General features: G+C 50.2%; 20 protein-coding genes. 9 read left to right on the top strand and 11 right to left on the bottom strand.

Going from position 1 to position 24461, the window contains the following annotated elements; all coding sequences use genetic code 11:
• Positions 1 to 23: 23 nt before the first annotated feature.
• The 3 genes from VA597_RS03730 to VA597_RS03720 all read right to left on the bottom strand — a co-directional run bounded on the left by VA597_RS03730 (position 24) and on the right by VA597_RS03720 (position 3970).
• Positions 24 to 1535: a sugar ABC transporter ATP-binding protein gene (locus VA597_RS03730; protein WP_326975207.1), complete on the bottom strand. Its 1512-nt coding sequence runs from the start codon at positions 1533 to 1535 to the stop codon at positions 24 to 26.
• A 302-nt stretch (positions 1536 to 1837) separates the two neighbouring features.
• Positions 1838 to 2977, bottom strand: coding sequence for a sugar ABC transporter substrate-binding protein (locus tag VA597_RS03725; protein ID WP_128741719.1), 1140 nt, complete (start codon positions 2975 to 2977; stop codon positions 1838 to 1840).
• 228 nt (positions 2978 to 3205) lie between these two features.
• Positions 3206 to 3970, bottom strand: coding sequence for an SDR family oxidoreductase (locus VA597_RS03720; protein WP_205703198.1), 765 nt, complete (start codon positions 3968 to 3970; stop codon positions 3206 to 3208).
• A 441-nt stretch (positions 3971 to 4411) separates the two neighbouring features.
• On the opposite strand from VA597_RS03720, the gene VA597_RS03715 reads away from it, so the two are divergent.
• Together VA597_RS03715 and VA597_RS03710 are read left to right on the top strand one after the other, a co-directional pair.
• Positions 4412 to 5551, top strand: a complete 1140-nt coding sequence (locus VA597_RS03715) for an ROK family protein (RefSeq protein ID WP_326975206.1) — start codon at positions 4412 to 4414, stop codon at positions 5549 to 5551.
• Positions 5552 to 5685: 134 nt separating this feature from the next.
• Complete coding sequence (locus tag VA597_RS03710; RefSeq protein ID WP_326975205.1) at positions 5686 to 5844, top strand: hypothetical protein; 159 nt, start codon at positions 5686 to 5688, stop codon at positions 5842 to 5844.
• A gap of 332 nt (positions 5845 to 6176) precedes the next feature.
• Here the strand turns inward: VA597_RS03710 and ptsP are convergent, their stop codons facing one another.
• The 5 genes from ptsP to VA597_RS03685 form a co-directional block, all read right to left on the bottom strand.
• A complete protein-coding gene (gene ptsP / locus VA597_RS03705; RefSeq protein ID WP_326975204.1) occupies positions 6177 to 7844 on the bottom strand; it encodes a phosphoenolpyruvate--protein phosphotransferase in 1668 nt (555 codons plus the stop codon).
• A 17-nt stretch (positions 7845 to 7861) separates the two neighbouring features.
• Positions 7862 to 8122 carry an HPr family phosphocarrier protein gene (locus tag VA597_RS03700; protein WP_442861471.1) on the bottom strand — a complete coding sequence of 87 codons (261 nt, stop codon included), beginning with the start codon at positions 8120 to 8122 and terminating at the stop codon, positions 7862 to 7864.
• A 118-nt stretch (positions 8123 to 8240) separates the two neighbouring features.
• A complete protein-coding gene (locus VA597_RS03695; protein WP_128741715.1) occupies positions 8241 to 8765 on the bottom strand; it encodes a PTS sugar transporter subunit IIA in 525 nt (174 codons plus the stop codon).
• Positions 8766 to 8854: 89 nt separating this feature from the next.
• Positions 8855 to 10249 carry a PTS transporter subunit EIIC gene (locus VA597_RS03690; RefSeq protein WP_326975203.1) on the bottom strand — a complete coding sequence of 465 codons (1395 nt, stop codon included), beginning with the start codon at positions 10247 to 10249 and terminating at the stop codon, positions 8855 to 8857.
• Between the two features lie 101 nt (positions 10250 to 10350).
• Complete coding sequence (locus tag VA597_RS03685) at positions 10351 to 11802, bottom strand: glycoside hydrolase family 1 protein (RefSeq protein WP_128741713.1); 1452 nt, start codon at positions 11800 to 11802, stop codon at positions 10351 to 10353.
• 442 nt (positions 11803 to 12244) lie between these two features.
• Between VA597_RS03685 and licT the strand changes: the two genes are divergently transcribed.
• The 7 genes from licT to VA597_RS03650 all read left to right on the top strand — a co-directional run bounded on the left by licT (position 12245) and on the right by VA597_RS03650 (position 20970).
• Positions 12245 to 13147 carry a BglG family transcription antiterminator LicT gene (licT, locus tag VA597_RS03680; protein WP_326975202.1) on the top strand — a complete coding sequence of 301 codons (903 nt, stop codon included), beginning with the start codon at positions 12245 to 12247 and terminating at the stop codon, positions 13145 to 13147.
• A 456-nt stretch (positions 13148 to 13603) separates the two neighbouring features.
• Entirely contained in the window at positions 13604 to 14155 is a 552-nt protein-coding gene (locus tag VA597_RS03675) for a DUF1062 domain-containing protein (protein WP_128741711.1), read from the top strand.
• 439 nt (positions 14156 to 14594) lie between these two features.
• The gene (locus VA597_RS03670) at positions 14595 to 15401 is read left to right on the top strand and encodes an enoyl-CoA hydratase-related protein (protein WP_128741710.1); all 807 of its coding nucleotides are present in this window, start codon (positions 14595 to 14597) and stop codon (positions 15399 to 15401) included.
• Positions 15402 to 15523: 122 nt separating this feature from the next.
• Entirely contained in the window at positions 15524 to 16840 is a 1317-nt protein-coding gene (locus VA597_RS03665; RefSeq protein ID WP_326975201.1) for a GntP family permease, read from the top strand.
• A 78-nt stretch (positions 16841 to 16918) separates the two neighbouring features.
• Positions 16919 to 18178 carry a CaiB/BaiF CoA transferase family protein gene (locus VA597_RS03660; RefSeq protein WP_243112609.1) on the top strand — a complete coding sequence of 420 codons (1260 nt, stop codon included), beginning with the start codon at positions 16919 to 16921 and terminating at the stop codon, positions 18176 to 18178.
• 34 nt (positions 18179 to 18212) lie between these two features.
• Positions 18213 to 19352: an acyl-CoA dehydrogenase family protein gene (locus tag VA597_RS03655; protein WP_128741708.1), complete on the top strand. Its 1140-nt coding sequence runs from the start codon at positions 18213 to 18215 to the stop codon at positions 19350 to 19352.
• Positions 19353 to 19560: 208 nt separating this feature from the next.
• Positions 19561 to 20970 (top strand): sigma-54 interaction domain-containing protein, encoded by a 1410-nt coding sequence (locus VA597_RS03650; protein WP_326975200.1) that lies wholly within the window; start codon positions 19561 to 19563, stop codon positions 20968 to 20970.
• Between the two features lie 101 nt (positions 20971 to 21071).
• Here the strand turns inward: VA597_RS03650 and VA597_RS03645 are convergent, their stop codons facing one another.
• The 3 genes from VA597_RS03645 to VA597_RS03635 form a co-directional block, all read right to left on the bottom strand.
• Positions 21072 to 21341 carry a hypothetical protein gene (locus VA597_RS03645; RefSeq protein ID WP_326975199.1) on the bottom strand — a complete coding sequence of 90 codons (270 nt, stop codon included), beginning with the start codon at positions 21339 to 21341 and terminating at the stop codon, positions 21072 to 21074.
• 220 nt (positions 21342 to 21561) lie between these two features.
• Positions 21562 to 22500, bottom strand: coding sequence for a hypothetical protein (locus VA597_RS03640; protein WP_326975198.1), 939 nt, complete (start codon positions 22498 to 22500; stop codon positions 21562 to 21564).
• Positions 22501 to 22768: 268 nt separating this feature from the next.
• Positions 22769 to 24460: a M56 family metallopeptidase gene (locus tag VA597_RS03635; protein WP_326975197.1), complete on the bottom strand. Its 1692-nt coding sequence runs from the start codon at positions 24458 to 24460 to the stop codon at positions 22769 to 22771.
• Position 24461: the final 1 nt, after the last annotated feature.

Below are 24461 nucleotides of genomic sequence, written 5' to 3'. Positions count from 1 at the left end.
TTTTGAAGGCCATTTGCTTTCACTTAAATTTCCCCTTTCGCATGATCCCTTATCTCCGTAACGCGAACGACGCCCAGGTCTTTATTGTCCATCTGCGCCACAATCTTCGAATCTTTGAAGAATATCAGTCTGTCCGCCACCCGAAGCAACTCTTCATAGTCGTTTGTCAGGTACAGAACGCTTACGCCGGACTGCGTCATTTTGTCGATGGTGGCGATGATTTCTTCCCTGCTCTTAATGTCGATTCCAATCGTGGGCTCATCCAATACCAGCAGCTTCGGTTCCGCGGCCAAAGCACGGCCTACTACCACTTTTTGTTGATTTCCGCCGGACAGGCTGCTGATCGGGTCATCGATCCCATTGCACTTCAGGTTGAGTACGTCTTTATAATGATCCGATATCTCGCGCTCCTTTTTCATATTGATAAACCCAAACGGTTTCTTCAGTTTGCTGTGAAGCACGCTCATGCCGATATTATAATTTACCGTAAACTGAGGGATCAGGCCTTCCCTTTGCCTGTCATAGGAAACATAGGCTAAGCCGTTTCGGATCGCCTCTTTGGGGCTTTTAATGGACAATTTCTTTCCCAGATACAATATTTCGCCCTTTGAGAGCTTGTTGGCGCCAAACAGAGTGCGGCACATCTCACGCGCGCCGGACCCTGGAAAACCTATGATCCCCAGAATCTCTCCCCTATAAATATCAACCGACACATCGTCAAGCCCTTTGGCGGTCAGATGCCTGCATTCGAACAGTTTATTCTCATCGTCAAAATCCGTTTTGTTCTGTCTCTGCGTCAGCTGTACTTTTTCGCCTGCAACCAGTCTCGAAAGATACTCCTCCGTAACTTCCTTTGGATTTTCCACGGGATACATACATCCGTCTCTCAGTACCGTAATCTCGTCCGAAAGTTCTTTTACCTCGCCCAGATAATGCGAAATGAAGATGAAAGCGATTCCTCCCTCTTTCAGCTTCCTGATAAACGCAAACAGCTCATCCCGTTCCCTGTTGGTCAGCGCCGTAGTGGGTTCATCCAGGATAATCAGCTTTGCGCCCTTGTGCATCGCGCGAATGATGTTCAGTTTTCTTACATCGATCGACCTGAGATTGCGGACCATTTCCGCCGGCGAAATGTCCAGGCCATACCCTGCCAGTTCTTCTCCGGCGGCCTTGTTCATCGCCTTCCAATCCACCATTCCCCGCTTGGACTTCGGCAGCAAGCCGACAAATATGTTTTCCGCCACGGTAAGGTCCGGAAAAGAATTCTCATGCTGCGGCACAAGCCGGATACCAAGCTCCTGCCTTTTAAAAATGTTCAGATTTTTTACATTTTCGCCCTCAAAAAACACTTCGCCGGAGGTTTGGGGATATACCCCCGCGATAATGTTTACCAATGTGGATTTTCCGGCACCGTTCCGTCCTAAAAACGAATGGATCATTCCACTTTTTATTTGAATGGAGATGTCCTTGAGAACTTGGGTGGTCCCGAAAAACTTCGATATCTTTTTTATGTCAAGAAGAATATCATCATCCAAACTTATTTCACCTTCTCATTTTCCATATAAAAACCGTTTCCCAACGTGTATCAACTCATCCAATAACAAAACAGCCAACTCAAAAAGGCATTTTCAAGAACAAATCATCACCTAAATGAGCTGGCCGTTATGTAAAACCTCAAACCAATGGCCCGCAGCTGACCTTCCTCACCGGGCTTCCTTTAAAAGCGCCGTTTCGGCCAGCCGGGTACCGGATTTATCCACCGCTCGCCATACACTTGCACTGCTCTGGAAAACTGTTCAGTCTTGCCAGGGACCATCAAGGGAAACGCAGGGCTTTTCTATTTGACGACATTTCCCCAGATGAGCGGATCGTCCGCATTCGTCTTCGTTACTTTCAGAGGAGCCAGCACGATCGTCGGGCCGCAGTTCCCCTTTGAGAACTCAACTTTTTTGTTAAGGTATTTCCCCCGGGGTTCAAATGTTCCGGATGTGGGAATTTCTTTTCCCTTCACCGTATACTCGTTCAATACTTCCGCGGCAATGCCGCCGACGCCCAGGACATCGATAACGATTTCAGAATCCACATAATTGTCGCGGATATCGTCAAGAATTTGCGACGCGCCGTCGTGGGAGATAACAAAAACATGCTTGTCGTTTCCGATCGGATACCACATGTCGTTGGTTTTCAGCGCTTCGACCGCGCCGAGAGTTGCGGTGTCGGTCGGCGTATTGATCAGGTCGATCGTCTCATTGCGGGACTTTGAATCCGCTATAATGTTGTTCAAAGCGCTTGTGGCCACATCCGCCTGAGGCGCGCCGAGCACGGAAATCAGCTTGATGTCGGAATATTTCTTGATTTCGTCTTCAAATCCTTTTGCCCTGTCTTTAAACACCTGAGAAACGACTTCGCCGTACAGATCCACTACAACACCCTTGGGCTTGCCATACTTTTGGGTAAGCAAACGGATCGCTTCCTCCGCCGCAGCCTTGCCGGAAGCAATGCTGTCAAACAAAACGGAGACTGCGACATTCGCATTGTTCGCCTGGTTGTCGATTACGGCGAGCGGAATCTTTGCGTTGTTGCATTTTGTAATGACGTCCGAGACACTGTCGCTGTCGTAAGGATTCAGGATGATCGCCTTCGGCTTGACATTGTCGATCAGATTGTTCATCTGGTCGTTTTGCTTGGCCGCATCCGATTCCGCTACCGTGACTTTTCCGTCATAGCCGAGCATCTTGGCGGCGTCGGTAACGCCCTTCGCCATTGCGACATGCACCGTTTCCGTGGAGTTTTTTGTGGAATACCAAATCTCGTTGCTGCCGCCGTTCGCCGCAGCGGCGCCGCCGGATGTCTCCGCAGTGGAAGCCGTATTGGCTGCCGCGCCGGACGTTGTGGAAGATGAATTCTGAGAACTGCACGCCGCAAGCGGTACCACCATGCTTACTGCCAGTAAAATCGCTAAGCACCTTTTCTTCATCTTTTTTCCTCCCAAACTCTCATTTTCAAAATGTTTAGACTGCTGCCTGCATTCTTTCTGCCTGAAGTCCAACCAATATAAACCTCAGACAAAACAAATTTTTAAATCACCCCTTTTTCTCGAATATTAAGGATATGATCGGCCGCATCCTGGCAAGATTTTGATTCAGCAGGCCGGATGCAGCATTAATCCAGCAATCCCAAAAACTTTGCGCTCATACAGACAATCTTAAACAACCGTGAAGCATCCGTCAATCAGCATATCGCAGCCGGAAGTGTAAGTGGATGCATCGGACAGGAAGTAGATAACCGCTCCAGCCAGCTCTTCCGGTCTGCCCATCCGTTTAAACGGAATCGAGTTTACCCAGAGCTCCTGCCAATCCTTTCTGACGTTTCCGGTCATTTCCGTCATGATATACCCCGGGCTGATCGAGTTGACGCGTATCCCTTTCCCGGCCCATTCGACGGCCAGGGATTTTGTCAAATGCGCGACGCCGGCCTTCGACGAGTTATAAGACGCCTGGCCCTGCGGAATATTAACAATGGTGGCGGACATCGAAGCCGTATTCACGATGTTTCCTTTTTTGCCGTTGCGGACAAGATATTTTCCGAAGGCCTGCGCAACAAAAAAGATCCCATTCAAATTGACGTCAACGACCTTCAGCCAGTCCTGAGGGGTGCAGTCCAGCGCATCTTTATGTAAACAGATCCCCGCATTGTTAAACAGCAAGTCCAGCGTTCCCATTTTACGGGCTGCTTCCTCTATCGCTTTTTCAACTTCCTGAGGCTTTGTAACATCACAGGCGACCGCCGCCGTCCGCACTCCATATTCTTCGGCGATATCCCTCGCAACTTTCGTGGCATCGTTTAAGTCAATGATAACGACGTCGGCCCCGGCATCTGCGATAAACCCGGCAACGACTTTCCCAATCCCCTGATTGCCGCCGGTTACCACCGCGACTTTTCCACCGAGTGAAAAAAGATCGTTCTTCATTGTTTTTTCTCCTTTTGTTGCATAATATTGTGGTGATGTGCTATAATACATTTTATAAAAACTATTTACAAAATGTATTTATATTATACGCTATCCTTTTCCTTTGTCAAGATTTTTATTACATATAAACAAAGATTTTCACACCACCCATGAATCAGTCTCCACATCGCACATCATTTTTCTTCTATGCTAATAAACGAGTACGACGCGCAAAAGTATCACACCAACACGGAAAGCTGAAAGGATGAACAGCTAACTTCGCTGCGTAGGTCTAGCCATGAAAATAAAATTCGCCCAAGTGTTGGCTTTTTTCTTAGAAGGAGTAAAATTGATATGAATCAATCATTTGAGTTTTAGGCAATCATTACGCAGGTTTGAAGCACACCCCCGAAAACGCCGGCGGCTTTATGAAAGAAATAAAAACGGGAGAAAAAAAGACGTATGAATATCGTTGATATCAAACAAAACAACAGGAAAAAAATCTATTTTTACATACGCGAGAACAATTTTGCAACAAAGCAGGATATTGCTTACGACCTGCAGCTGAGCCTGCCGACAGTCACACAGAATTTGGAGTATTTATGCAAAGCCAAGCTGATCGGCTCCAACCAGAAACTGTCGACAAAATCAGGCGGCAGAAATCCGATCGCCTATTCCTACATTGCCGATGCAAAGGTCGCCATCGGGTTGGATATAACCAAGCACAGCATTAACGGTGTGGTCATGGACCTGATGGGCAATGTCATCAACCGTATTTTCCTGAAGCGGGATTTCCGAAACAACGGCGAATATTTCATCTTATTGGGAAATCTTGTAGAGAACATGATTGACAACATCCATCTGGACCGGCAGAAATTATTGGGAATAGGGATCGCCATGCCGGGCCTGATCAATGAAGAGCAGGGCCTTGTCGTCGACGGCAGGGTCATTTCCAATACGGGCATAAGCAATAAAGACTTTGTAAAGTACATTCCTTATCCCACCAAACTGGTCCATGACTCCAACGCTTCCGGCTTTTCCGAAATATGGATGTCGCCCGAGATCCACAACGCATTTTATATCAGCCTGTGCAACAGCATCGGCGGTTCCGTGCTTGTGAACGATAAAGTATATATGGGAGACGGACTGTACAGCGGAGAAGTCGGGCATATGAATCTGGTTCCAAACGGCAAGCCATGCTATTGCGGGCAGCGGGGGTGTTTTGACGCGTACTGCAACGCGGAAAGGCTGGCGAATTACTCCAACGACGACCTGGGCCTGTTTTTCCTCCGTCTCAAGCAGGGGGATGAACTGCTTCAGAAGGTGTGGAATGAATATTTGGATTATCTCGCCATCGCAGTGCATGATATCCGGATGCTGTTCGGCTGTAAGATCATCCTGGGCGGTTACGTAGGCGCCTACATGAAGGACTATATGGATTTATTATGTGAGCGAGTCAATGCAAAAAATCCGTTTGGAGAAAATGCCCATGAATTTTTACTGCCCTGCAAAAACAAAGTTGAATCCGTAGCTACGGGCGCTTCGCTTTACTTTATTGATGAATTTTTCAAGAATTTCGGCAAAAATCCAATGGAGGATTGAAAGCGCAGCCGTTTCCGGTTTTGCCTCCGACTAAAAGCGACACGCCAATAGGTTGGGCCGAGAGACTCTTCCCGCTCTTTCCGCGAATGCATAATCGATAAATTAAGGCAGATACTTTTCATGAGGTGATCTCCATGCAAAACGAACAGAATCCATTTACGGATCCGGATCTGAAACAGTATTTTTCTTCTCTGCCTTCGATTGTTCAGGAATCCATCGAACAAAGCGGAGTCAAATTCGAGTCTCTTTCACAGCTTAAATCATTCGCCGAAGGTATGATCCATAAAACTTAACGCAGCCGCTTCTTTCCCACACCTAAACCGGTAGATCCTATGGATTTGGCTAAATGCTACCCCGCCCTATCTCCCTCCTTAAAGCGGCCATCATAAAAAACAGGCCCGCCGGGAATAAATCCCGGCGGGCCTGTTTTTTTCGATGACGGCAAAAACGAATCCAATTAAAGCTGAAACTATGTATTCCAAAAATCAAATGAGCCGTTAAGGATAGAACTGCTTTTCAGATTTAAATTTATTATTAAACAATCGACCGCGACTAATGAAAATAGATCTGTTTATTGCCCTGGACATTGAGCAGACCAGACAGCGAAAAGTTCCATCCTCATCTTCTAATTCATGTCTAAATCAATCAGAATTTTATCATCAATCTGGGTTGTGTCCGTTTCTCTGATTTTTTTACGAAGCCTCAAAATCATCGAGGGCGATACAGACAGCTCATCCACACCGAGTGCCAGAAATATTTCTGTCAGGTCCAAATCGGCGCCAAGTTCCCCGCAGATTCCCGCCCGGATCCCATTCTTGTGGGCATTGTCAATCGCCATTTTTATAAAGCGCAAGACCGCCAAATGATGTGGATTAAAAAATTCACCCAGATTTTCATTCTGACGGTCCATCGCTAAGGAGTATTGCGTCAGATCATTCGTGCCGATGCTGAAAAAATCCACTTCCTTTGCAAGCTTATCGCTGATCATGGCGGCAGCAGGAGTTTCAATCATAATGCCAAGCTGTACGTCACCGTCATAAGCATAATTTCCTTCATTCAATTCTTTTTTGACTTCATCCACAATTCTTTTGATCTTTACGATCTCCTCCACTGAAGTGATCATAGGGAACATGATGGCTATTTTGCCGAATGCGGAAGCTCTATATAAAGCCCTCAGCTGCGTTTTAAAAATGTCAACCTGCGTCAGGCAGATGCGGATGGCCCGCAGCCCCATTGCAGGATTTTCTTCTTTGGGTAAATTAAAATAACTCACCTGCTTATCCGCGCCGATGTCCAAGGTCCGGATAACAACCTGCTTTCCACCCATACTTTCTGCCGCCGCTTTGTAGGCTGAAAACTGCTCATCTTCGGTGGGGTACGTTTGACTTTTCAGAAACAGAAATTCGCTTCGGAATAAACCAATTCCTCCGGCGTCATTTAACAATACTTTGCCAAGGTCATCCGGGCTTCCGATATTGGCGTAGATATCAATATGCCGTCCATCCAGAGTTATATTGTCCTTTCCCTTAAGCTGCTCGACCAGTTTCTTTTTTTCATTCTCCTGACTGAGCTTTTTCTCGAAAGCTTCTGAAGTCTCTTTGTCCGGCTCAATGTAGACTTTTCCGGTAAATCCGTCAACAATCGCATCCATGCCGTCATATTCCGGCTGCAGCTCTTCGCCGACTCCTACGATTGCGGGAATATTCATGGTCCGCGCGAGAATAGCCGTATGGGAATTGACTGAGCCGTTTTTCATAACAAATGCCAGTATTTTGGTTTTGTCCAACTGCACCGTTTCGCTGGGTGCCAAATCATCTGCGGCAAGGATAACGGGCGAGTCAGACGAAATGGATCTCTGCGCTATACCGGATAAAGCAGCAACCAACCGCTCCGAAATATCCTTTACATCCATGGCTCTGCTTTTCATGTAATCGTCGTCCATGCTGGAAAACAATTTTGCAAAGCTCTCGCTTGTTACCCGAACGGCATACTCGGCGTTTACCTTCTGTGTCCTGATGATCGCTTCAACGGAATCGCGGTAATCGTCATCTTCCAGCATCATTTGATGGATCTGAAAAATTTGCGCAGCTGCCTCTCCGGTTTCATGCAGTGCTTGTTCATATAGTTCTTCAAGTTCGCTGATAGCTCTTTCAGACGCCTGTTTATACCGCGCAATTTCATTTCCGGTATTTGTAATCTGATACTTGCGGATTTCAATCGAATCATTCCTATAAAAAAGGATTTTACCGGATACGATTCCGCCGCAGACATTTTTCCCACTTAAAACAAACATCCTTATTTCCTCGGTATTCAAAGATTATTTTTGAAAAAGTCTTCCAAGACCTGTATGGCTTCTGTCTCGTCCGGCCCATTGGCCTTGACTTTAACTTTATCTCCTCCTTTTATGCATAAGCCCATCAAAGGAAACAATTTTTTCGCATCGGCATTTTTTGAACCTCTCATAACCGTCACCTGTGACTGAAACCGCTGTGCCTGTTTGACAAGAAGGCCTGCGGGTCTTGCGTGGATTCCACTTTCATTTTTGATGACATATTCAAATTCTTTCATCATCACTCGCCTCCTTTATTATATTAAAGTGAACTCCTGTAACATTTCGGAACGCACAGCATTTTACTGTGCGTTCCGATAAACGGGTAGGCCTGGACTGTCGCAACGTGTGAAGACGGCATTATACGCATTTTTCGTAAGTGGCAAGCACGCTTTTCCCCGCTTGAACGGTTCCTTCCGCGGAATATCGGAATTGAAAATCCCGCGCATCTGTCACTACTACCATAGTAATGAGATTGAATCCTTTGTTCTCCAGGAAGTCTTTATCGACCCTGATGACCGGATCACCTTGTTTCACCTGCGACTTTTCAGCCGCCAGAACTTTGAATCCTTTCCCCCCCATGGAAACGGTATCCACCCCAATGTGCACCATGACTTCAATCTTATTCGGCAATACCAACCCGAAGGCATGAGGTGCCAGGGTATCGATCATCCCGTTGGCAGGGGAACAAATCGTCTGGCTGGAAATTTGAATCGCGACTCCGTCGCCCAAAATCTTCTGGGAAAAGACTTCGTCCGGGACTTTTTCCATTGGAACCAAATAACCATCTGCAACCGCCAAAAGTGCATTGCAAGGTAAGAAATCTTTATATCTCCTTTTTTCTCTTGAAAACAAATTAAACAAAATAAAATCCTTTCCCGCCATATTGGGTGTATGAGTTTTTGCGTATCTAAGCTGTTATTACGACTTAAATGCACTTTGGCAACCGGTGAATCGCTTTATCCCAAAGGCTGCTATTTTTTGATGTCCTCAAATCCAAGAATATATGTAACCACGCCGGAAACTACAATCGCAGTCGCGATTCCAAGGAGAATTGCGGTAATGGTGTTCTCAAATATAGGCACCGCAAGAATGGTCGAATATCCCATAACAAAAGCCTTTGCACCCAAAGCACCTGCGACCAGACCTCCTGCAGCGCCGCCGGCCGACACTCCGAAAAGAGGCTTTTTCAGCCGGAGAGTGATACCATATATCGCAGGTTCGGTAACACCGGCAAAAATACAGCCTATTCCACAGCTCACAGCTTCAGAGCGTAGGTCTTTACTCTTTGTTTTCAACGCAACGGCAAAGCAAGCTCCGCCCTCGGACATATTATGAAGGATTAACGCAGGCCGGAAAAGGGAGTCGTACCCGGTTGATGAAAGGAGCTGAACCATAACCGGGCTGAAAAGGTTATGCATGCCAGTCATAATCATATAAGGCAAGATTGCCGCAACCAACGCCAAGGCGACCGGCCCAATTACCGTTTGGAGCCAAAGGAGAAACGCGACCACATAATTGCCGACAAAAGTGCCGAGAGGCCCTAGTACGACTAAAGTCAATACCATACCTACGGTTATGGTAAGCATTCCAACAAATATGGCTTTGAAAATCCCCGGAATAATTTTATTGAAGAGCTTCTCCAGCTTTGCAACGGCATAGGTAGAAAGCAACGCCGGCAACAACGAGCTGGAATATTTCACCAGCATGACAGGCATCCCAAAAAGAGTAATCGGCTTGCCCGCCGTGACCAAAGCTACAAAATCAGGATATATAAGCCCCGCGGCAACAATCATGGCGTAAACAGGCGTGGAGCCCATTTTTTTCGACCCGCCGAAAGCGACGAAAATCGGCATGAAATAAAACGGAACCGTCGAAAGAAAATTGATCAGTTGGTAACTTTGAGTTTTCGTAATAAACGGCCAGATCAGGGAAAAAATCAGCAGGAAAACCTTCAGCATGCCGCCCGCGATCAAGCCCGGAATCATTGGAGTAATGGAAGAAACGATATAATTCAATATTCCGGAACAGAATTTTTTCAATAGATCCTTCAGCTTTTTCTCTTCGTTTCCTTTGCCCGGATCAATATTGTCCAGATTTTCGTCTACCGTTTCACCGACTTCAAAGCGATTGTTCTTCACAATCTCTTCAAATGTTGGAAGCAGGTTCTTGCCCAGAATAATTTGCATCTGCCCGGCACTAAAGGTATTGCCAAGGACGCCTTCTATTTTTTTGATTGCCTCCACATTTGCAAGGTTCTTATCCTTCAGCGTAAAGCGAAGACGCGTCATGCAATGCGTTACAGAGAGGACATTCCCGCTTCCGCCTACCGCCTCTACAATTTCGTTGGCAATTTTAATATAATCCATAATACACCCTCTCGATTTCCTTCTTTACATTTTTCACACAACTCACCCAAAAAGATTGTTTCATGCGATTTGAAGCCTGTGGCATCGGTGTCAGCATATCGCTATTCGTCCAGGTTGCCGCCGTTTTCTTCGATTACTTTTTTGTACCAGTAAAAAGAATCCTTTTTGTAACGCTTTAATGAACCCTGTCCGTCATCATCCATATCCACATAAACGAACCCATAGCGCTTTTTCATCTCGCCTGTGCTTAAAGACACTACATCCGTACATCCCCACATGGTATAGCCAAAACAAGGAATGTGATCAATGTTGATGGCATCTCTGATCTGGGCTAAATGATCCCTGAGATACCTGATGCGGTAAGAATCATGAACCGTTCCGTCTTTCTCCAGCGTGTCAACCGCCCCAAGGCCATTTTCGATGACAAAGAGCGGCTTTTGATAGCGGTCGTACAGTTCGTTGAGACAATAGCGAAGCCCTAATGGATCAATCGGCCATCCCCATGGGGTTTTCTCAAGATATGGATTTGGGTCACCCCCCATGATGTCGAATTCCGAAGATACATCCGCAATTGCGGAGCGATAATAGCTGAACGAAATGTAGTCCAACGTATCGTTTTTGAGCAGCTCGTCATCACCAGGTTCTTTGTGAATCACCACCTTCTTGCGCTGGAAGATCTCATGTGAATACCCTGGATAATACCCTCTCGACATCACATCTGCAAAAAATAGCGATTCTCTCCTTTTTTGATATGCGGCAAAAATGTCTTCGGGTTTGCAGGTCGCCGGATAGATCTCGCTCAGGGCAAACATCGTTCCAAATTTTGCTTCCGGAATGATTTTCCTCGCCAACTGAATTGCCCTTGCGCTGGCCACAAACATATGATGAACCGCTTGATAATGTGTCTGATGGTCCTGCTTGTGCGTACCGATCTGGGCATAGCCGCCGACCGCATTGATCTCGTTAAAAGTCAGCCAGTATTTTACTTTCCCTCGGAATCTCTCAAACAAGGCTCCGGCATACTTTACATAGCAATCAATCGTATGTCTGCTGCTCCAGCCATCATATGTTTCGCAAAGATAATAGGGAAGCTCATCATGGCAGATTGTGACAAGCGGCTCAATCCCGCGGCTAATCAAATCATCAATAACATTCTCATAAAACTTCAGACCTTCTTCATTGGGTGCCGATTCGTCACCTGTGGGAAAAATTCTTGACCAGCAAATAGAAAAACGATAGGTTTTGAAACCCATTTCAGCCATCAGGGATATGTCTTCTTTCCAGTGGTGATAAAAATCCGTGGCCTTATGGCTCGGATAATAGACATCACCGTAAAGGCACGCTTCCGCTCCATCCGGAAGCGAAGCCCGGCAGCCGACGCTTCCGCGGCCTCCGTCGCGGAGTTTCAGCGTGATCTGACGGGTCTGCGTCACGCTGCCTTTTGTCTCAAAATCATGGCTGAGAAGCCCTCTTCCACCTTCTCCGTATCCCCCCTCATACTGAAAATCCGCCGTGGCCCCTCCCCACAAAAAATCCTTGGGAAATTGTTCCAATTCAGAATTCCTCCTTCCATTTCAAAAAAGCATAAAAATAAGGCAAAACCACACAATACTTACCAGTACTTCGTGGTTTTGCCTGTTTCCAGTCACAATCCATACGCGTATTAGATTGGCTCTTATTTTATCTCTATCCGGTTTTATTGTCAACACGCCAAGATTTACAAATATGAAACGATTTTTTCGTACAATACCTATATTTGCAGAAAGACGGGCCTTTGCGAAGGACCAGGCTGCTGTTGATGAAATTATAATGGCAGCCCGCGTCATGCCAGCTTTTTGTGAATATTGCTTTTGCGATTTTTTACAGCCGGGAGGATGTCCAGCGTGGAATTAAGTAAATTATACAATATTTTAGTTTCGTTATCGTAAGGTTTGGCTATAGACTCCACGTGAATTTTTTGCTATCATTTACTAAATAAAACTAAATCAATGGATTGTGACTGGTCATGCAGGCAAAACCAAGCCGTTTGAGGCTGTGGTTTTGCCTTTTTGTTTTGATGAGGTGATTGCCGTGAAAATTACAAAAATCCTGAATAACAATGTGGCGATTACTACAAACGAAAGGGGAAAGGAAACCATCGTCATGGGACGAGGGCTTGCTTTTCAGCGCCGAATCGGCGATGAGTTGGACGCTTCTAAAATCGACAAGACGTTTACCCTGTCGGATAAAGGAGCTTTCTCGCGCTTTCAGGAGCTTCTGGAAAGCATCCCGATGGAGCATATCCTTTTATCCGAACGCATTATCAACTATGCGAAAATCAAGCTGGGGAAAAAACTCAACGACAGCATCTACGTCACACTTCCCGACCATATTTCAGGGGCCATTCAGCGCTATCAAGACAACTGCGCGATTAAAAATCCTTTATTCTGGGATGTTAAGCGGTTCTACAAAGACGAGTACGAAGTCGGCCTCAAAGCAAACCAGATGATAGGGGAAGAAACCGGGCTCCATTTTCTAGATGATGAAGCCGCATTTATCGCCTTACATTTCGTTAACGCTGAATTAAACGGAGATATCTCCAACATGTATGACATTACGCGCATCATGCAGGAGATCAGCGAGATTGTCCGACAGTATTTTATGATTGAATTTGATGAGAACTCTCTGAACTATTACCGGTTTATTACGCATCTCAAATTTTTCGCACAACGGCTTTTAAATAATACCCACTACGATGACGACAGCACGGACTTGCTGGAGGTTATAAAACACAAGCATAAAAGCGCATACCAGTGTGTTGAAAAGATCAAACAGTTCGTATCAGAAAAGTACAAATTTGAGTTAAGCAGCGAAGAAATGCTCTATTTGACAGCCCATATTGCACGAATCATTAAATAATCCGCGGTGAAAAGGCTGCAAGCCGCACCGGGGGGCGATAAAGCTTAACTCTAGACAAATGTACGTTCACACAAGCCATGAAATCGTCTCAAAAACGGTTGACGATAAATCTTTCCGGATATATACTGGTATTCGGAATCCAAACCGATGGGAGACTGCCAATGTCTACAATCCGTTAATCAAAGAAATTCGCTTTGTAAAACTTGCTGCGTGTTGCGCGGCCTGTTTTGTGTCAGGCGATTTTAAGGGTTAATGGATATCGCCGGATTTTTGGTTTGGATTCAACGCCGTTATGGCTGTAATTTTGAAAAACCGGAAAGCCGCGCCAGGGTATCTATGCCTTGACGCGGCTTTTTCTGTGTGCAGGGGGAAAACTTATGAGAAATCTTCATGTTTACAGTCCGCCTTTTTGTTCCTTCCTGATTAAAACGCTCATTACAGGAAGGAAAATCATATTTGAAAAAAGCAACATGGACGGCGCATTATCTCAGTGCGCCGACAGCGGTTAGGTACTGCAAGCATTGCGGCGCCAAGACCGCCTTTGCCTCCAGCGGTCTTTTTCGGGTGAACGCTCAACAGAAAGCTCTGGACGTCTGGCTGATTTTCAAGTGTTGGAACTGCGATACGACATGGAATTGTACAATTATGTCCCGCGTTAATCCGCGCTCGCTGCCGCCGGATTTGCTTCAAGGATTTCACGCAAATGACGGGGAACTGGCAATGCGCTATGCGACAGATGCGGCGCTGCTCAAAAGGAATGGCGCTGAACCGGGAATCCCGGAAATTGAAATTCTGGGCGATACTGTTGATTTCACAGAACCAGTCTGCATCGAGCTGACTGCCGAATGGCCCTCCGAATACAAGACGGCAACAGCCGTCCGAAATAAGCTCGGCATTTCCCGCAGCCGATTTGACCGGTTATGTGAAAGAGGAAGAATCGTTTGCACGTCGAGGCAAAACCTGAAAAAATGCAAGCTCGCCGGTACAATCATCATTGAAATCCGATAGGCATTAGAAAGACGCGGGGTGTAATCCACATCCCGCGTCTTTCTGCGCTCGGCGCTGTGAGTCATGCTCAATCTGAGCTGCCGAAAGAACTGCTCCTGTCGAGTCTCCGAATGGAGACAAGCGGAAATCAGAAATACGCATTTTCCTCGCTGCGAAGCCTCCGAAAAGCCGATTGTCTCCAAATGGAGGCAGATATATAAAAATGGAGACAAAAACGTGGTGGGAATGAAAAGGGCGATGGGATTCTGAAAGGAATTTTATCCATTACGGATAAAAATCCATGCCTGACATTGACAGGTATGCACAAAAATGTCCGCGCGTACAAAATTGGTATCGTGATTGCTCATGGGTAAACAGAAAGTAAGTGACTTGACCGGCCGGCGGGTCACTGCCGTAAAAAACCATCACACGGTGGTACAGATCGTAAGGAGGAATCAACATGGGCGAAACCTTAGAAAAATTAAAAGCCGGATTCGAAAATATAACCGTCGAAGCGGAAGACGGAATTGCGCTGGTCACCATGAACCGGCCCCAGGCGCTCAACGCGCTGAACAACCGGACTCTGGGGGAACTGGACGCGCTGTTCGGCTGCCTCGGACGGGAAAACGACATTTTCGGAGTGATTCTGACAGGCGCGGGAAAAGCGTTTGCCGCCGGAGCGGACATTGTGCAGATGCATTACTACAAATCGGAAGAGGGCAGAAATTACTCCGCCTATGCCCAGGGCGTTTTCAATCACATCGAGGCGCTTGAAAAGCCGGTCATCGCCGCGGTGAACGGCTTTGCGCTCGGCGGGGGCAACGAGCTGGCCATGAGCTGCGACTTCCGCATTGCCTCGGAAAACGCCGTTTTCGGCCAGCCCGAGGTAAAACTTGGGGTGATCCCCTGCTTTGGCGGCACCCAGCGCCTGCCCAGAATCATCGGCACAGGCCGGGCCAAAGAGCTTATTTACACGGGAAGGCAGGTAAAGGCCCAGGAGGCCTGCGCCCTTGGTCTGGTCAACAAGGTGGTCCCCAGAGATGCCCTGCTGGAGGAAGCCAAAGCCGTGATGAAACAGATTCTGGCGATGGCCCCCATCGCCGTCCGCTATGCGAAAGTGGCCATCAACCGCGGGATGGAAGTGGACCTGAAAACCGGGCTGGAGCTGGAAAAGGACGTCTGCGCCATCACCTTCGGAAGCGAAGATAAGCAGGAGGGCATGGACGCCTTTCTGGAAAAGCGCCCGCCGGTGTTTAAAAATAAATAAGATCCATTCAGGTTTTTCGCGTCCCCGCTTTTTTGAGCGCAGGGCAGAATTCACGAATTCTCCGATTTCCATTCCCCGTCTGCCTGAAAAGGATGAAAAGGATCAAATGAGGAGGAGTATCAATGACCGCTTTCGGCATTATTGGCATCATCCTCGCGTTTGCGCTGCTCATGTATATGATCATGAAAGGGTTCAACATCTATCTGACGGTTTTCTGCTGCACGCTTGTGGTGGCCCTGACCAGCCGGATGAATGTGTACGATGCGTACAAGGATTATTTCATGACCGGCTTCACCACGTTTTTTAAAAACTATTACCTGATTTTCCTGACGGGGACTCTGATGGCCAAGGCCATGGAGATCACCGGCGGCGCGAAGTCCATCGCAAAGTTCATCATCAAGATCATGGGCACCGAGTGGGCGTTTGTGTCCGTGCCTCTGGCCTGCGGCGTGCTGTGCTACGGCGGCGTGTCCGCTTTCGTGTGCTCCTTCTGCGTGTTCCCCATCGCGCTGCAGGTTTTTCACGCCGCGGACCTGCCCCGCAACTATATCCCCGGCGCGCTGTGCTTCGGATGTTCCACCTTTGCGATGATCGCGCCGGGCGCCGTGCAGATCCATAACGCGGTGCCGTCCACCATTCTGGGCACCTCGTTTATGGCGGGCGCCGTCAACGGTTTCATCTCCTGCGGATTCATGCTGGTGGCGGGTATCGCCCTGCTGCGCATCTGGCTGCAGAAGGCAAAAACCCGCGGGGAGCACTTCCTCGCTAAAGAAGGCGACGAAATCAATGAGGACCCCAACGAGAACCTGCCGAATCCTGTTGTGGCCCTGATCCCGCTTGTCATCACCATTTTCCTGGTCAATTTCAAGATCAACGGCGTCAATATCGCCAAAGTCGAGACCGGCGTCCTGGGCGGTGCCGTCTCGGCCGTTCTTCTGATGTGGAAGTTCATCAATGCCAAGGAGCTGCCCAAACATTTTGCGGACGGCGCCGCGATGGCCCTTTTCGCCATTACGAACACCTGCGCCGTCAACGGCTTCGGCGGCGTCGCCACCAACAGCCCCGTGTTCACCATTATCACCAACGCGATGGTGAACATCCCTGGCCCGAAGCTTCTGGGCCTGGTCGTCGGGACCACGGTCATTGCCGGCATCTGCGGCAGCGCTTCCGGCGGCCTGGGCATCGCGGTGCCGATTCTGGGCCCGGTCTATGTGGCGCAGGGCATCTCGGCCGCCACGGTGCACCGCATCATGGCGCTGGCCTCTTCCGCCCTGGATTCCCTGCCCCACAACGGCTATATCGTCACCGTCACCAACGGCCTGTGCCACGAGACGCACCGCGACTCCTATCCGCTGACTTTCTGGCTGACCGTGGTGATCCCCTTGCTGGGCTCTCTGGTGGGGGTCGTACTGTTCACGCTGTTCCCCAATCTGCCGTAGGCGGGCCGTAACCGAAGAGATGCCGATCCACGAATTGCCGCCGCCGCGCAGCAACGGGCCGCAGGCGGCGGCCAACCGATGAAAATGAAAGAAGGAATCGTTATGTTTTTACCGCTGGAAGGCGTTAAGGTCCTGGACCTGACCTATTTTGTCGCCGGCCCCGGCACGGCGAAGATCCTGGCCGACTGGGGCGCGGATGTCGTTAAAGTGGAGCCCAGCTTCGGCGATCCGGGCCGGGGCACCGGCGGCACCATGTCGGCGCCCATCGAACGGGGGTGCAACCCCTGGTACACCGCTTACAACGCAAACAAACGGGACCTTTCGCTGAATCTGAAAAGCGAAAAGGGCCTCAAAATTCTGGACCGGCTGCTGGAAAAGTCCGACATTTTTCTGTCCAGCTACCGGACGGGCGCCCTGAGGAAAATGGGGCTGGATTACGAGACCCTCCATCGGAAGCATCCCCACATCATCTGGGCGCAGATCAACGGCTTCGGCGATTTCGGCCCCGCCCGGGACAACGCCGGCTTTGATACCGTCGCGTTCTGGGCGAGGTCGGGCTGCATGATCGACGTGGCCGAGCGCGGCACTACGATCAATCCCCCCATCGGCTTCGGCGACGCCGCCACCAGCTGCTCCCTCAGCGGCGGCATCTGCGCCGCGCTGTATCAGAAGGCCAAAACCGGCAAGGGCTGCAAGGTCATGGTTTCCCTGTTCGCTCAGGCGATCTGGAACACCAGCGCCGAGGTGGTGTCCACCCAGTACGGCGACGAGTATCCCAAAACGAGGAAAAACGCCGTGTCCCCCGTCATCAACTCCTACCAGTGTTCGGACGGCCAGTGGATCTTCCTGAGCATTCTGGAGCATGACAGATATTACAATACGCTGATGAAGGTTTTGGGAAGAGACGACCTGGTGGACGACCCCAGATTCTGCACTGCGGCGGCCGGCAAACAGAACGGCCCCGCGCTCATCGAGGTGATCGGCGGCGAATTCATCAAGCATACCCAGGACGAGATGGTCAAGCTGCTCACCTCCGCCGATATCGCCCACGAGCGGATCCAGCATGTGAAGGATGTCCTGGACGACCCGCAGGCGCTGGAAAACAAATACATCGTCCCGGTGGCCAACCTGGACGGGAGCGTGACCAAGCAGGCGATGACCCCTGTCCGCTTTGCCGCCGAGGAACCGGCTTCCGCGGACGATATTGAACCCACCGTGAGGTGCCATGCGCCCCTGGTCGGCGAACACTCCGTGGAAATCCTGAAAGAGTGCGGCTATTCCGACTCCGAGGTCGCCGGACTGTTGAAGGAGAACGTCATCACGGTGGACCGGTATTAAATTATTCAATGAAAAAGAGGAAGGGCGGGAAATCATGAACTTTCAATTCACCGACGAACAGCAGATGATTCAGCAGATGGCCCGGGACTTCGCCGGGGCCAAGCTGGCTCCCATCGCGGCCGAGCTGGATCGGACCGGCCGTTTTCCCAAAGAGATCATTGCGGAGATGGCGGACAGCGGCTTTATGGGAATCAATGTCCCGGAGGCCTACGGCGGCGCGGATATGGACGCGGTCTGCAAGGTGCTCGTCGTCTCCGAGCTGGCCCGGAAATGCGCCAGCACCGCCGAGGTTCTGGCCGTGCATACGATGGTTTCCGACATCCTGCGGAAATTCGGAAACGAAGCCCAGAAGAAAAAATATCTGACCGCCGCGGCCTCCGGCAAGATCGGGGCCTTTGCCCTTACGGAGCCGGGCGCCGGCTCCGACGCCGCCTCCGCCAAGACCAAGGCGGTTTCCGACGGGGACGACTACGTCATCAACGGCACCAAATGCTTCATCAGCAACATGGGGCCCGAGGAGGGCGATTTCGTCGTGCTCGTCGCGCTGACGGATCCGGGCAAGGGCGTGAAGGGCATGTCCGCCATCCTGGTGGACCGGGGGACCCCGGGCTTTTCCCTGGGAAAGACGGAGGATAAAATGGGCATCCGGGCCGCGTCGGTTTCCGAGCTGATCTTCGAGGACTGCCGCGTTCCCAAGGCAAACCGGCTGGGCGCGGAAGGCGAGGGCTTCAAGATCGCTATGATCGGGCTGGACGGCGGACGCATCGGCATGGCGGCTCAGGCGCTGGGAATCTGCGACGAGGCCATCGCGGCCTCCGCTTCCTATATGAAGCAGCGGGTCCAGTTCGGCAGACCCATCGCCGCGCTCCAGGGCCTGCAGTGGTATATCGCGGACATGGCTACCCGCACCGAGGCGGCCAGGGCCCTGATCATGGAGGCGGCCGACCTGTACGACCGCGGGCTGCCGGTCAGCAAGCTGGCCTCCATGGCGAAATACTTCGCCTCGGAAAATGCCGTCTGGGTTACCAACAAAGCCCTCCAGATTCACGGCGGCTACGGCTATATGAAGGATTATCCCATTGAGCGCATGTACCGGGACGCGCGCATCATCCCCCTGTATGAGGGAACCTCCGAGATCCAGAAGCTGGTGATCGCCAGGGAAGCCATGAAGTAACCGGTCCAGGCTGCTCGCGATCGTTCAGGGCGCGGCGTCTGCCGCGCCCTGTTCCCCGTTCCGCGCGCGGGCGGAAACGGGGAACGCGGGGACCGGAAGCCCCTCGATTCTCTTTTATTTCCTGCTCCGCCATAGTATAATTAACACATGGAAACCGCGTAACCAAGAGGAAAACAAGGCAGACTGCACAGGAAGGGGTGGATATGCAATGGCGGGTGATTCGGCCGAAAGCGAAAGATATAAGTATATTTTCAACGAGGTCCTCAAAATCACGGACGACGGGTTTATCGTGGTGGACAAAAACGGCGTGGTTACCGACATCAACGATCAGTACTGCGATTTTCTGGGAAAGCCCAAATCGGAGATCGTGGGCTACCCGATCAAGAAAACCATTAAAAACTCAAAAATGCCGGATATCGTGACGAACCGGTACAGCGAAGAGCTGGCGCTTCATAAATATGTGAGCGGAGACACCAAGGAAAACGACAACACCTTCGTCCTGGTCAGCCGCTCCTGTGTATATAACGACCAGGGCGAGGTGGTGGCCGGCGTGGCGCAGGTGAAGTTCCGCCTTCAGGCCCTGGCCTCGGCAAAGAGAATGATGAACGAATACGCCGAATTGGAGTTCTATCGGGAAGAGTATCGCAAAAGCACGGAAAATGCCTACACGTTTGATTCCATCGTGGGCGGCAGCGAATGCTTCGTGGAAAAAAAGAGGGCCGGCATCAAGGCGGCCCAGACCGATTTCGCCGTGCTTTTGACCGGAGAAACCGGGACCGGGAAAGAGGTCTTCGCCAGGGCGATCCACAACGCGAGCAGCCGGAAGGACAAACCGATGGTGAGCATCAACTGCGCGGCCATCCCCGCGGAATTGCTGGAGAGCGAGCTTTTCGGCTATGACGAGGGGGCCTTCACCGGCGCCAAAAAAGGCGGGAAAAAGGGAAAATTCCAATTGGCGAACAGCGGTACGATCTTTCTGGATGAGATCGGCGATATGCCCCTTTGCATGCAGGCAAAAATCCTGCGGGTCCTTCAGGAGGAGGAGGTGGAGCCTCTGGGCGGGTCCGGGCCCGAAAAAGTGGATGTACGGGTAATTGCGGCCACCCGGAAAGATCTAAACAAGATGATCGAAACCGGGGAATTCCGCGAGGACCTCTATTACCGCCTCAACGTGGTCAACATCGAGCTGCCGCCTCTCCGTCAGCGCCGGGAAGATATTTTGGATCTGGCGAAATATTTTCTTGCCAAGCTCAACCGGCAGTACAATCAGTCCATCGTTCTGTCCGGTGATGTGAAGCGCTGCTTTTACAATTATCCCTGGCCGGGCAATGTCCGGGAGCTGAACAATGTGATTATGGGGGCCTACGCGATCTGCGACCGGCTCTCGATCGACCTGACCGACCTGCCGGCAAAGATGGCCGCCAGGCAAAGGTCCGGCCAGGCGGTGCACGGCGGCAAGAAGCTGTCCGATCTGGTGGACGACTATGAACGGCAGCTCATCCGGCAGATTTTGCGGGAAAAGAACAACAACTGCAGGCTGGCGGCCGAGGAGATGGGGATCCACCGGAGCGCTCTTTATAAAAAAATAGCGAAATTAAAAATTAAAAATTGCGTGTAGGGCTTCGCCTTGTTATAACATACCCGCCACCCTTTTCCGGAACCCCCGACTGGCTTGACCTCCCGACCGGAGTTCAGTCGGGCTTTTCGGATTTCGCAGGTTCAGACCAACCGCCGACATTGTCTTTTCAGAATGGCTGTATTTGAAACCGCCTCACCCGATGTCTTTTGGAAAATGGGTTCAAACTCGCTCATTACACCGGGTCCGCTATTCATTGTAATAAATGAATAGGACTGATCTCCTCCATTGCCGCTTTGTCTGACCGAAATTCCGATTTCTCCGTCCAACAGCGCAATCAGAAAGACCAGAATCAAGGCGATCAGCAAGACCAGTATAGAGAGTACAACCCTCTCTGTACTCAATTTTTTCATACAGTAATTCCTCCAGCCATTCCATCAGCGTCGTTGATCTTAAACTAAATATGAACGGCCCTAAACATAAAAATATCTATGTATGTTGGCATAGCCGTTCTCATATCTGCTGCTCAACCGCGCATGCTTCGTTCGCCTTGCCGCCGATCCATCCTGCGCCGTTGGGACGCGGCCGCTGTCATTTCCATATATAGCGGTCCCCCCCGCGGCTTTGATTTGGTTACGGGAGGTCGCTGAAGGTTACAACTATCCAGCCGCTTTTATTGGCGCCCAGTCCAATCGCCCGCGCCGCCGCGGTGGAAAGATCAATACCCGCAGGGTTTAATACCGTATCTCCGAATTCGTCCTTCCCATTGTTAAAGTTATCATAAAATGCGGCATATGCTTCCGGCGTCCCCAGAGTGAGCCGACCATTCCAGGTCCTTCTCGCTGTGTCCCAATAGTTATCATTCTCGTTCCATGGACCCGCTTCCTCCACCCTCACGTTTGAAAGGGTCGCCGCGGATGAGCGTACCGTTACGGTATATGGCGGATTCTTATAGGGGCTTGACGAGCCAAGGTTGGCGGATTTAATATATTTGTCCGGCAAAGCGACTTCTGTTGCCCCTGATGTATCCGGCACATATTGTGTTGCGTATATCGTATGCGTAGTAATCCCGGCGTCCGGCTTCATGGCGCTTTCAACGGCGTTGTTCCTGTAATCCCTTTCGCCCTGCCACCATGCCTTAATCCAATTTCTGAAACCCGGATAGCTGTCTTTCAAAGCCGATTGAATCTCTTGATTCGTTTTGGCGGCCTGCGCCTCGACAGAAGCGTTGAACGCTTTGACATCGCCGCTTTTCGCAGAATTGCCCGGGCTTCTTGTCGCTTGAAATTGACTTAGCCCGACTGCTTCCAGTTCGGCCATCTGTTTGGACGACAGATCCAGGCTCTTTTGAAGATTTGCGAGATCGCTCTCCAATTTAGCGTCTTTCGTCCAAAACAGGTAATAAAGAATATTTTTTCCCGTGTCGAGGGGATTGGCCTTCGCGCTTTCTCCCGGCGCGGCAGCCGGGGAGGCCGGGGAATTAATCTGTTCTGCAAATGCCGGCGGAGAAACAACTGCGGAGAGCGCCAAGACCAGAACGATACTGACGAATTTTTTATAATTACGAACCACTGCCATTTCCTCCTTTGGTCCAATTTTCCGGACCCGGTCACAGATTTACGTGCGGAAAAACGGGAGAGAGGAGTCTGTCCCTCTCTCATGCGGTCATTTGACTCACCCCCCGTTTCCCCCTGAGTCTGTTTCAAGACGCGCAGTTGAAATTAGATCAGGGGATCTCTTCCGATCAATGAAACACAGTGACCGGAATATGTTAGGCAATTGCCTATATTTATATTATACGCCTGCCTAAAAAGAAGTCAATCGTTTTGAAAATATTCATCTATTTTTCAATCTTATAAGAGTTTATTTTCCATTCGTTATGGATTTTCCCCATATTTAAATAGAGTTTCTGAAAACCGCCGGTTTCGGCCAAAGCAATTTCATATTCTGCGGATACCGTGTTTTCTCCAATCTCTTTTGAATCAAGTTTTAAGGTCAGCGACTTCCAATTCACGGTTTTGCCGTCCATACTGAAATCGTTCTGATTGCTTCCCGGATCGGAGAGATTCCTTTTCATTTCCCTGACATCCCCGATCAGATAGGCCTTTACAAATCTGTTTGCGGTTTGCTGGAAACTGCTTCCGTCTGCGCTGTCCAAAAACGCTTTTCCTTTCGGATCGGACGCGGCGTTTGATCCAGCCTGAGGGACTTCCTCCGGATCGGAGAAACCGTCGATGCAGAGCTTACCGTTTTGATTTACAAAGGACAGGGCCTGTTCGTAAGCGCCTGCAAAGCCGGTCGAGGTGGCATATTGATACGTAACCGTGGCGCCGTTTTGATACGCTGAAACCTCATAGCTTTCCACCCACGGGCTGGATGTGCCGGTGGTCCAGCCGTTTGAATCGTATGCGTTATAAACGGCGGACTGGCACTTCGGACTCAGCAGGTCGTATTGTGCTTTTCCGTCGCGCTTTTTAACCGCCTCCGCCCATTTCCCGGCAATCGTCTGGATCGAGCTCACGGAGCCCTGCCGGGATGAACCGGGTTCGCTCTCTCTCGGATTACCTGCGGCAAGCGCCGCCCCGGTTCCCAAAGTTCCTATGAGGATCAAGCAAAGAACAACAACTCCGACTTTTTTCTTTTTTGTATCCATAATGGAGAAAATCCTTTTCCTCATTCCTGCCTTGCCGCTGTAAAAGTTGGTTGAGAACACCGTCTGCAGGTTTGACTGCCTTTTGATTGCGCCCAGTATGGTTTCACTGTATCGCCGCCTGCCGTCCAAACCAATTCCGCTCACGACTTCCGCATCGCATGAGATTTCGCACTGCAACGCGACGGCCCTCGCCACTAAGTAAACCACAGGGTTAAACCAGTGAAGTGCGGTTGCAAGAATCACCAGGCTCTTGAACCATAGGTCTTTCCGCTTGAAATGCACCATCTCATGCCTGAGAATATACGGCAGCTCGTCCATAGAAAAGCGGGACCGGGGCAGCAAAAGGACGGGATCCCGGAATCCCGTCATCATCGGGGTGGAAACGCAGGGGCATAGCTGCAATCTCACCCGCCCTGCAATCCCCATATCCCTTTTAATGCTCTCCAGCGCTTCGAGCATCTGCGGATCGTCAGCCGGTTCACTCCATCGTTTTACCATCATGAGAAAACGCGCATGCCTCAATCCGTGGTACAGGAGGAAAGCGGCGGCACCCGCCAGCCACAGGGCAAGAACGGCCGGAACCCAGGGGACCGCCGGAAAACCCTGGTTTGCCGTCACAACTTGGGCGGCAGCGGCGTTTCCGGCAGTCCGGGGAAGAACCTGCCGGAGCGGGGACGGAATGGCATCCGCCCGGATGAATACTGTGTGAAAACGGACCCGGAACGGAACGATCAGCCCAATCACGATGACCAGCCATGCGTAATAAATCCATTTTGCGGCATACCGTTTTGACAGCGTCGGGATCAGGGCCATAAAGACAAGCGCAAGCGCCGACATGGAAACGGAGCATTCAATCAGCGCCGTTAAAAATTCGCGCATA

It is taken from the genome of Caproicibacter sp. BJN0012 (assembly GCF_035986805.1).
GTDB lineage: Bacteria > Bacillota > Clostridia > Oscillospirales > Acutalibacteraceae > Caproicibacter.
This window is presented reverse-complemented; position numbering and strand designations above follow the sequence as displayed.

What these genes read in the sequence shown, in the direction of transcription:
- VA597_RS03725 (WP_128741719.1), bottom strand. Translation starts at nt 2,977, where the DNA reads ATGAAGAAAAGGTGCTTAGCGATTTTACTGGCAGTAAGCATGGTGGTA.
- VA597_RS03720 (WP_205703198.1), bottom strand. Translation starts at nt 3,970, where the DNA reads ATGAAGAACGATCTTTTTTCACTCGGTGGAAAAGTCGCGGTGGTAACC.
- VA597_RS03715 (WP_326975206.1), top strand. Translation starts at nt 4,412, where the DNA reads ATGAATATCGTTGATATCAAACAAAACAACAGGAAAAAAATCTATTTT.
- VA597_RS03710 (WP_326975205.1), top strand. Translation starts at nt 5,686, where the DNA reads ATGCAAAACGAACAGAATCCATTTACGGATCCGGATCTGAAACAGTAT.
- ptsP (WP_326975204.1), bottom strand. Translation starts at nt 7,844, where the DNA reads ATGTTTGTTTTAAGTGGGAAAAATGTCTGCGGCGGAATCGTATCCGGT.
- VA597_RS03700 (WP_442861471.1), bottom strand. Translation starts at nt 8,122, where the DNA reads ATGATGAAAGAATTTGAATATGTCATCAAAAATGAAAGTGGAATCCAC.
- VA597_RS03695 (WP_128741715.1), bottom strand. Translation starts at nt 8,765, where the DNA reads ATGGCGGGAAAGGATTTTATTTTGTTTAATTTGTTTTCAAGAGAAAAA.
- VA597_RS03690 (WP_326975203.1), bottom strand. Translation starts at nt 10,249, where the DNA reads ATGGATTATATTAAAATTGCCAACGAAATTGTAGAGGCGGTAGGCGGA.
- VA597_RS03670 (WP_128741710.1), top strand. Translation starts at nt 14,595, where the DNA reads ATGGGCGAAACCTTAGAAAAATTAAAAGCCGGATTCGAAAATATAACC.
- VA597_RS03665 (WP_326975201.1), top strand. Translation starts at nt 15,524, where the DNA reads ATGACCGCTTTCGGCATTATTGGCATCATCCTCGCGTTTGCGCTGCTC.
- VA597_RS03660 (WP_243112609.1), top strand. Translation starts at nt 16,919, where the DNA reads ATGAAAATGAAAGAAGGAATCGTTATGTTTTTACCGCTGGAAGGCGTT.
- VA597_RS03655 (WP_128741708.1), top strand. Translation starts at nt 18,213, where the DNA reads ATGAACTTTCAATTCACCGACGAACAGCAGATGATTCAGCAGATGGCC.
- VA597_RS03650 (WP_326975200.1), top strand. Translation starts at nt 19,561, where the DNA reads ATGGCGGGTGATTCGGCCGAAAGCGAAAGATATAAGTATATTTTCAAC.
- VA597_RS03645 (WP_326975199.1), bottom strand. Translation starts at nt 21,341, where the DNA reads ATGAAAAAATTGAGTACAGAGAGGGTTGTACTCTCTATACTGGTCTTG.
- VA597_RS03635 (WP_326975197.1), bottom strand. Translation starts at nt 24,460, where the DNA reads ATGCGCGAATTTTTAACGGCGCTGATTGAATGCTCCGTTTCCATGTCG.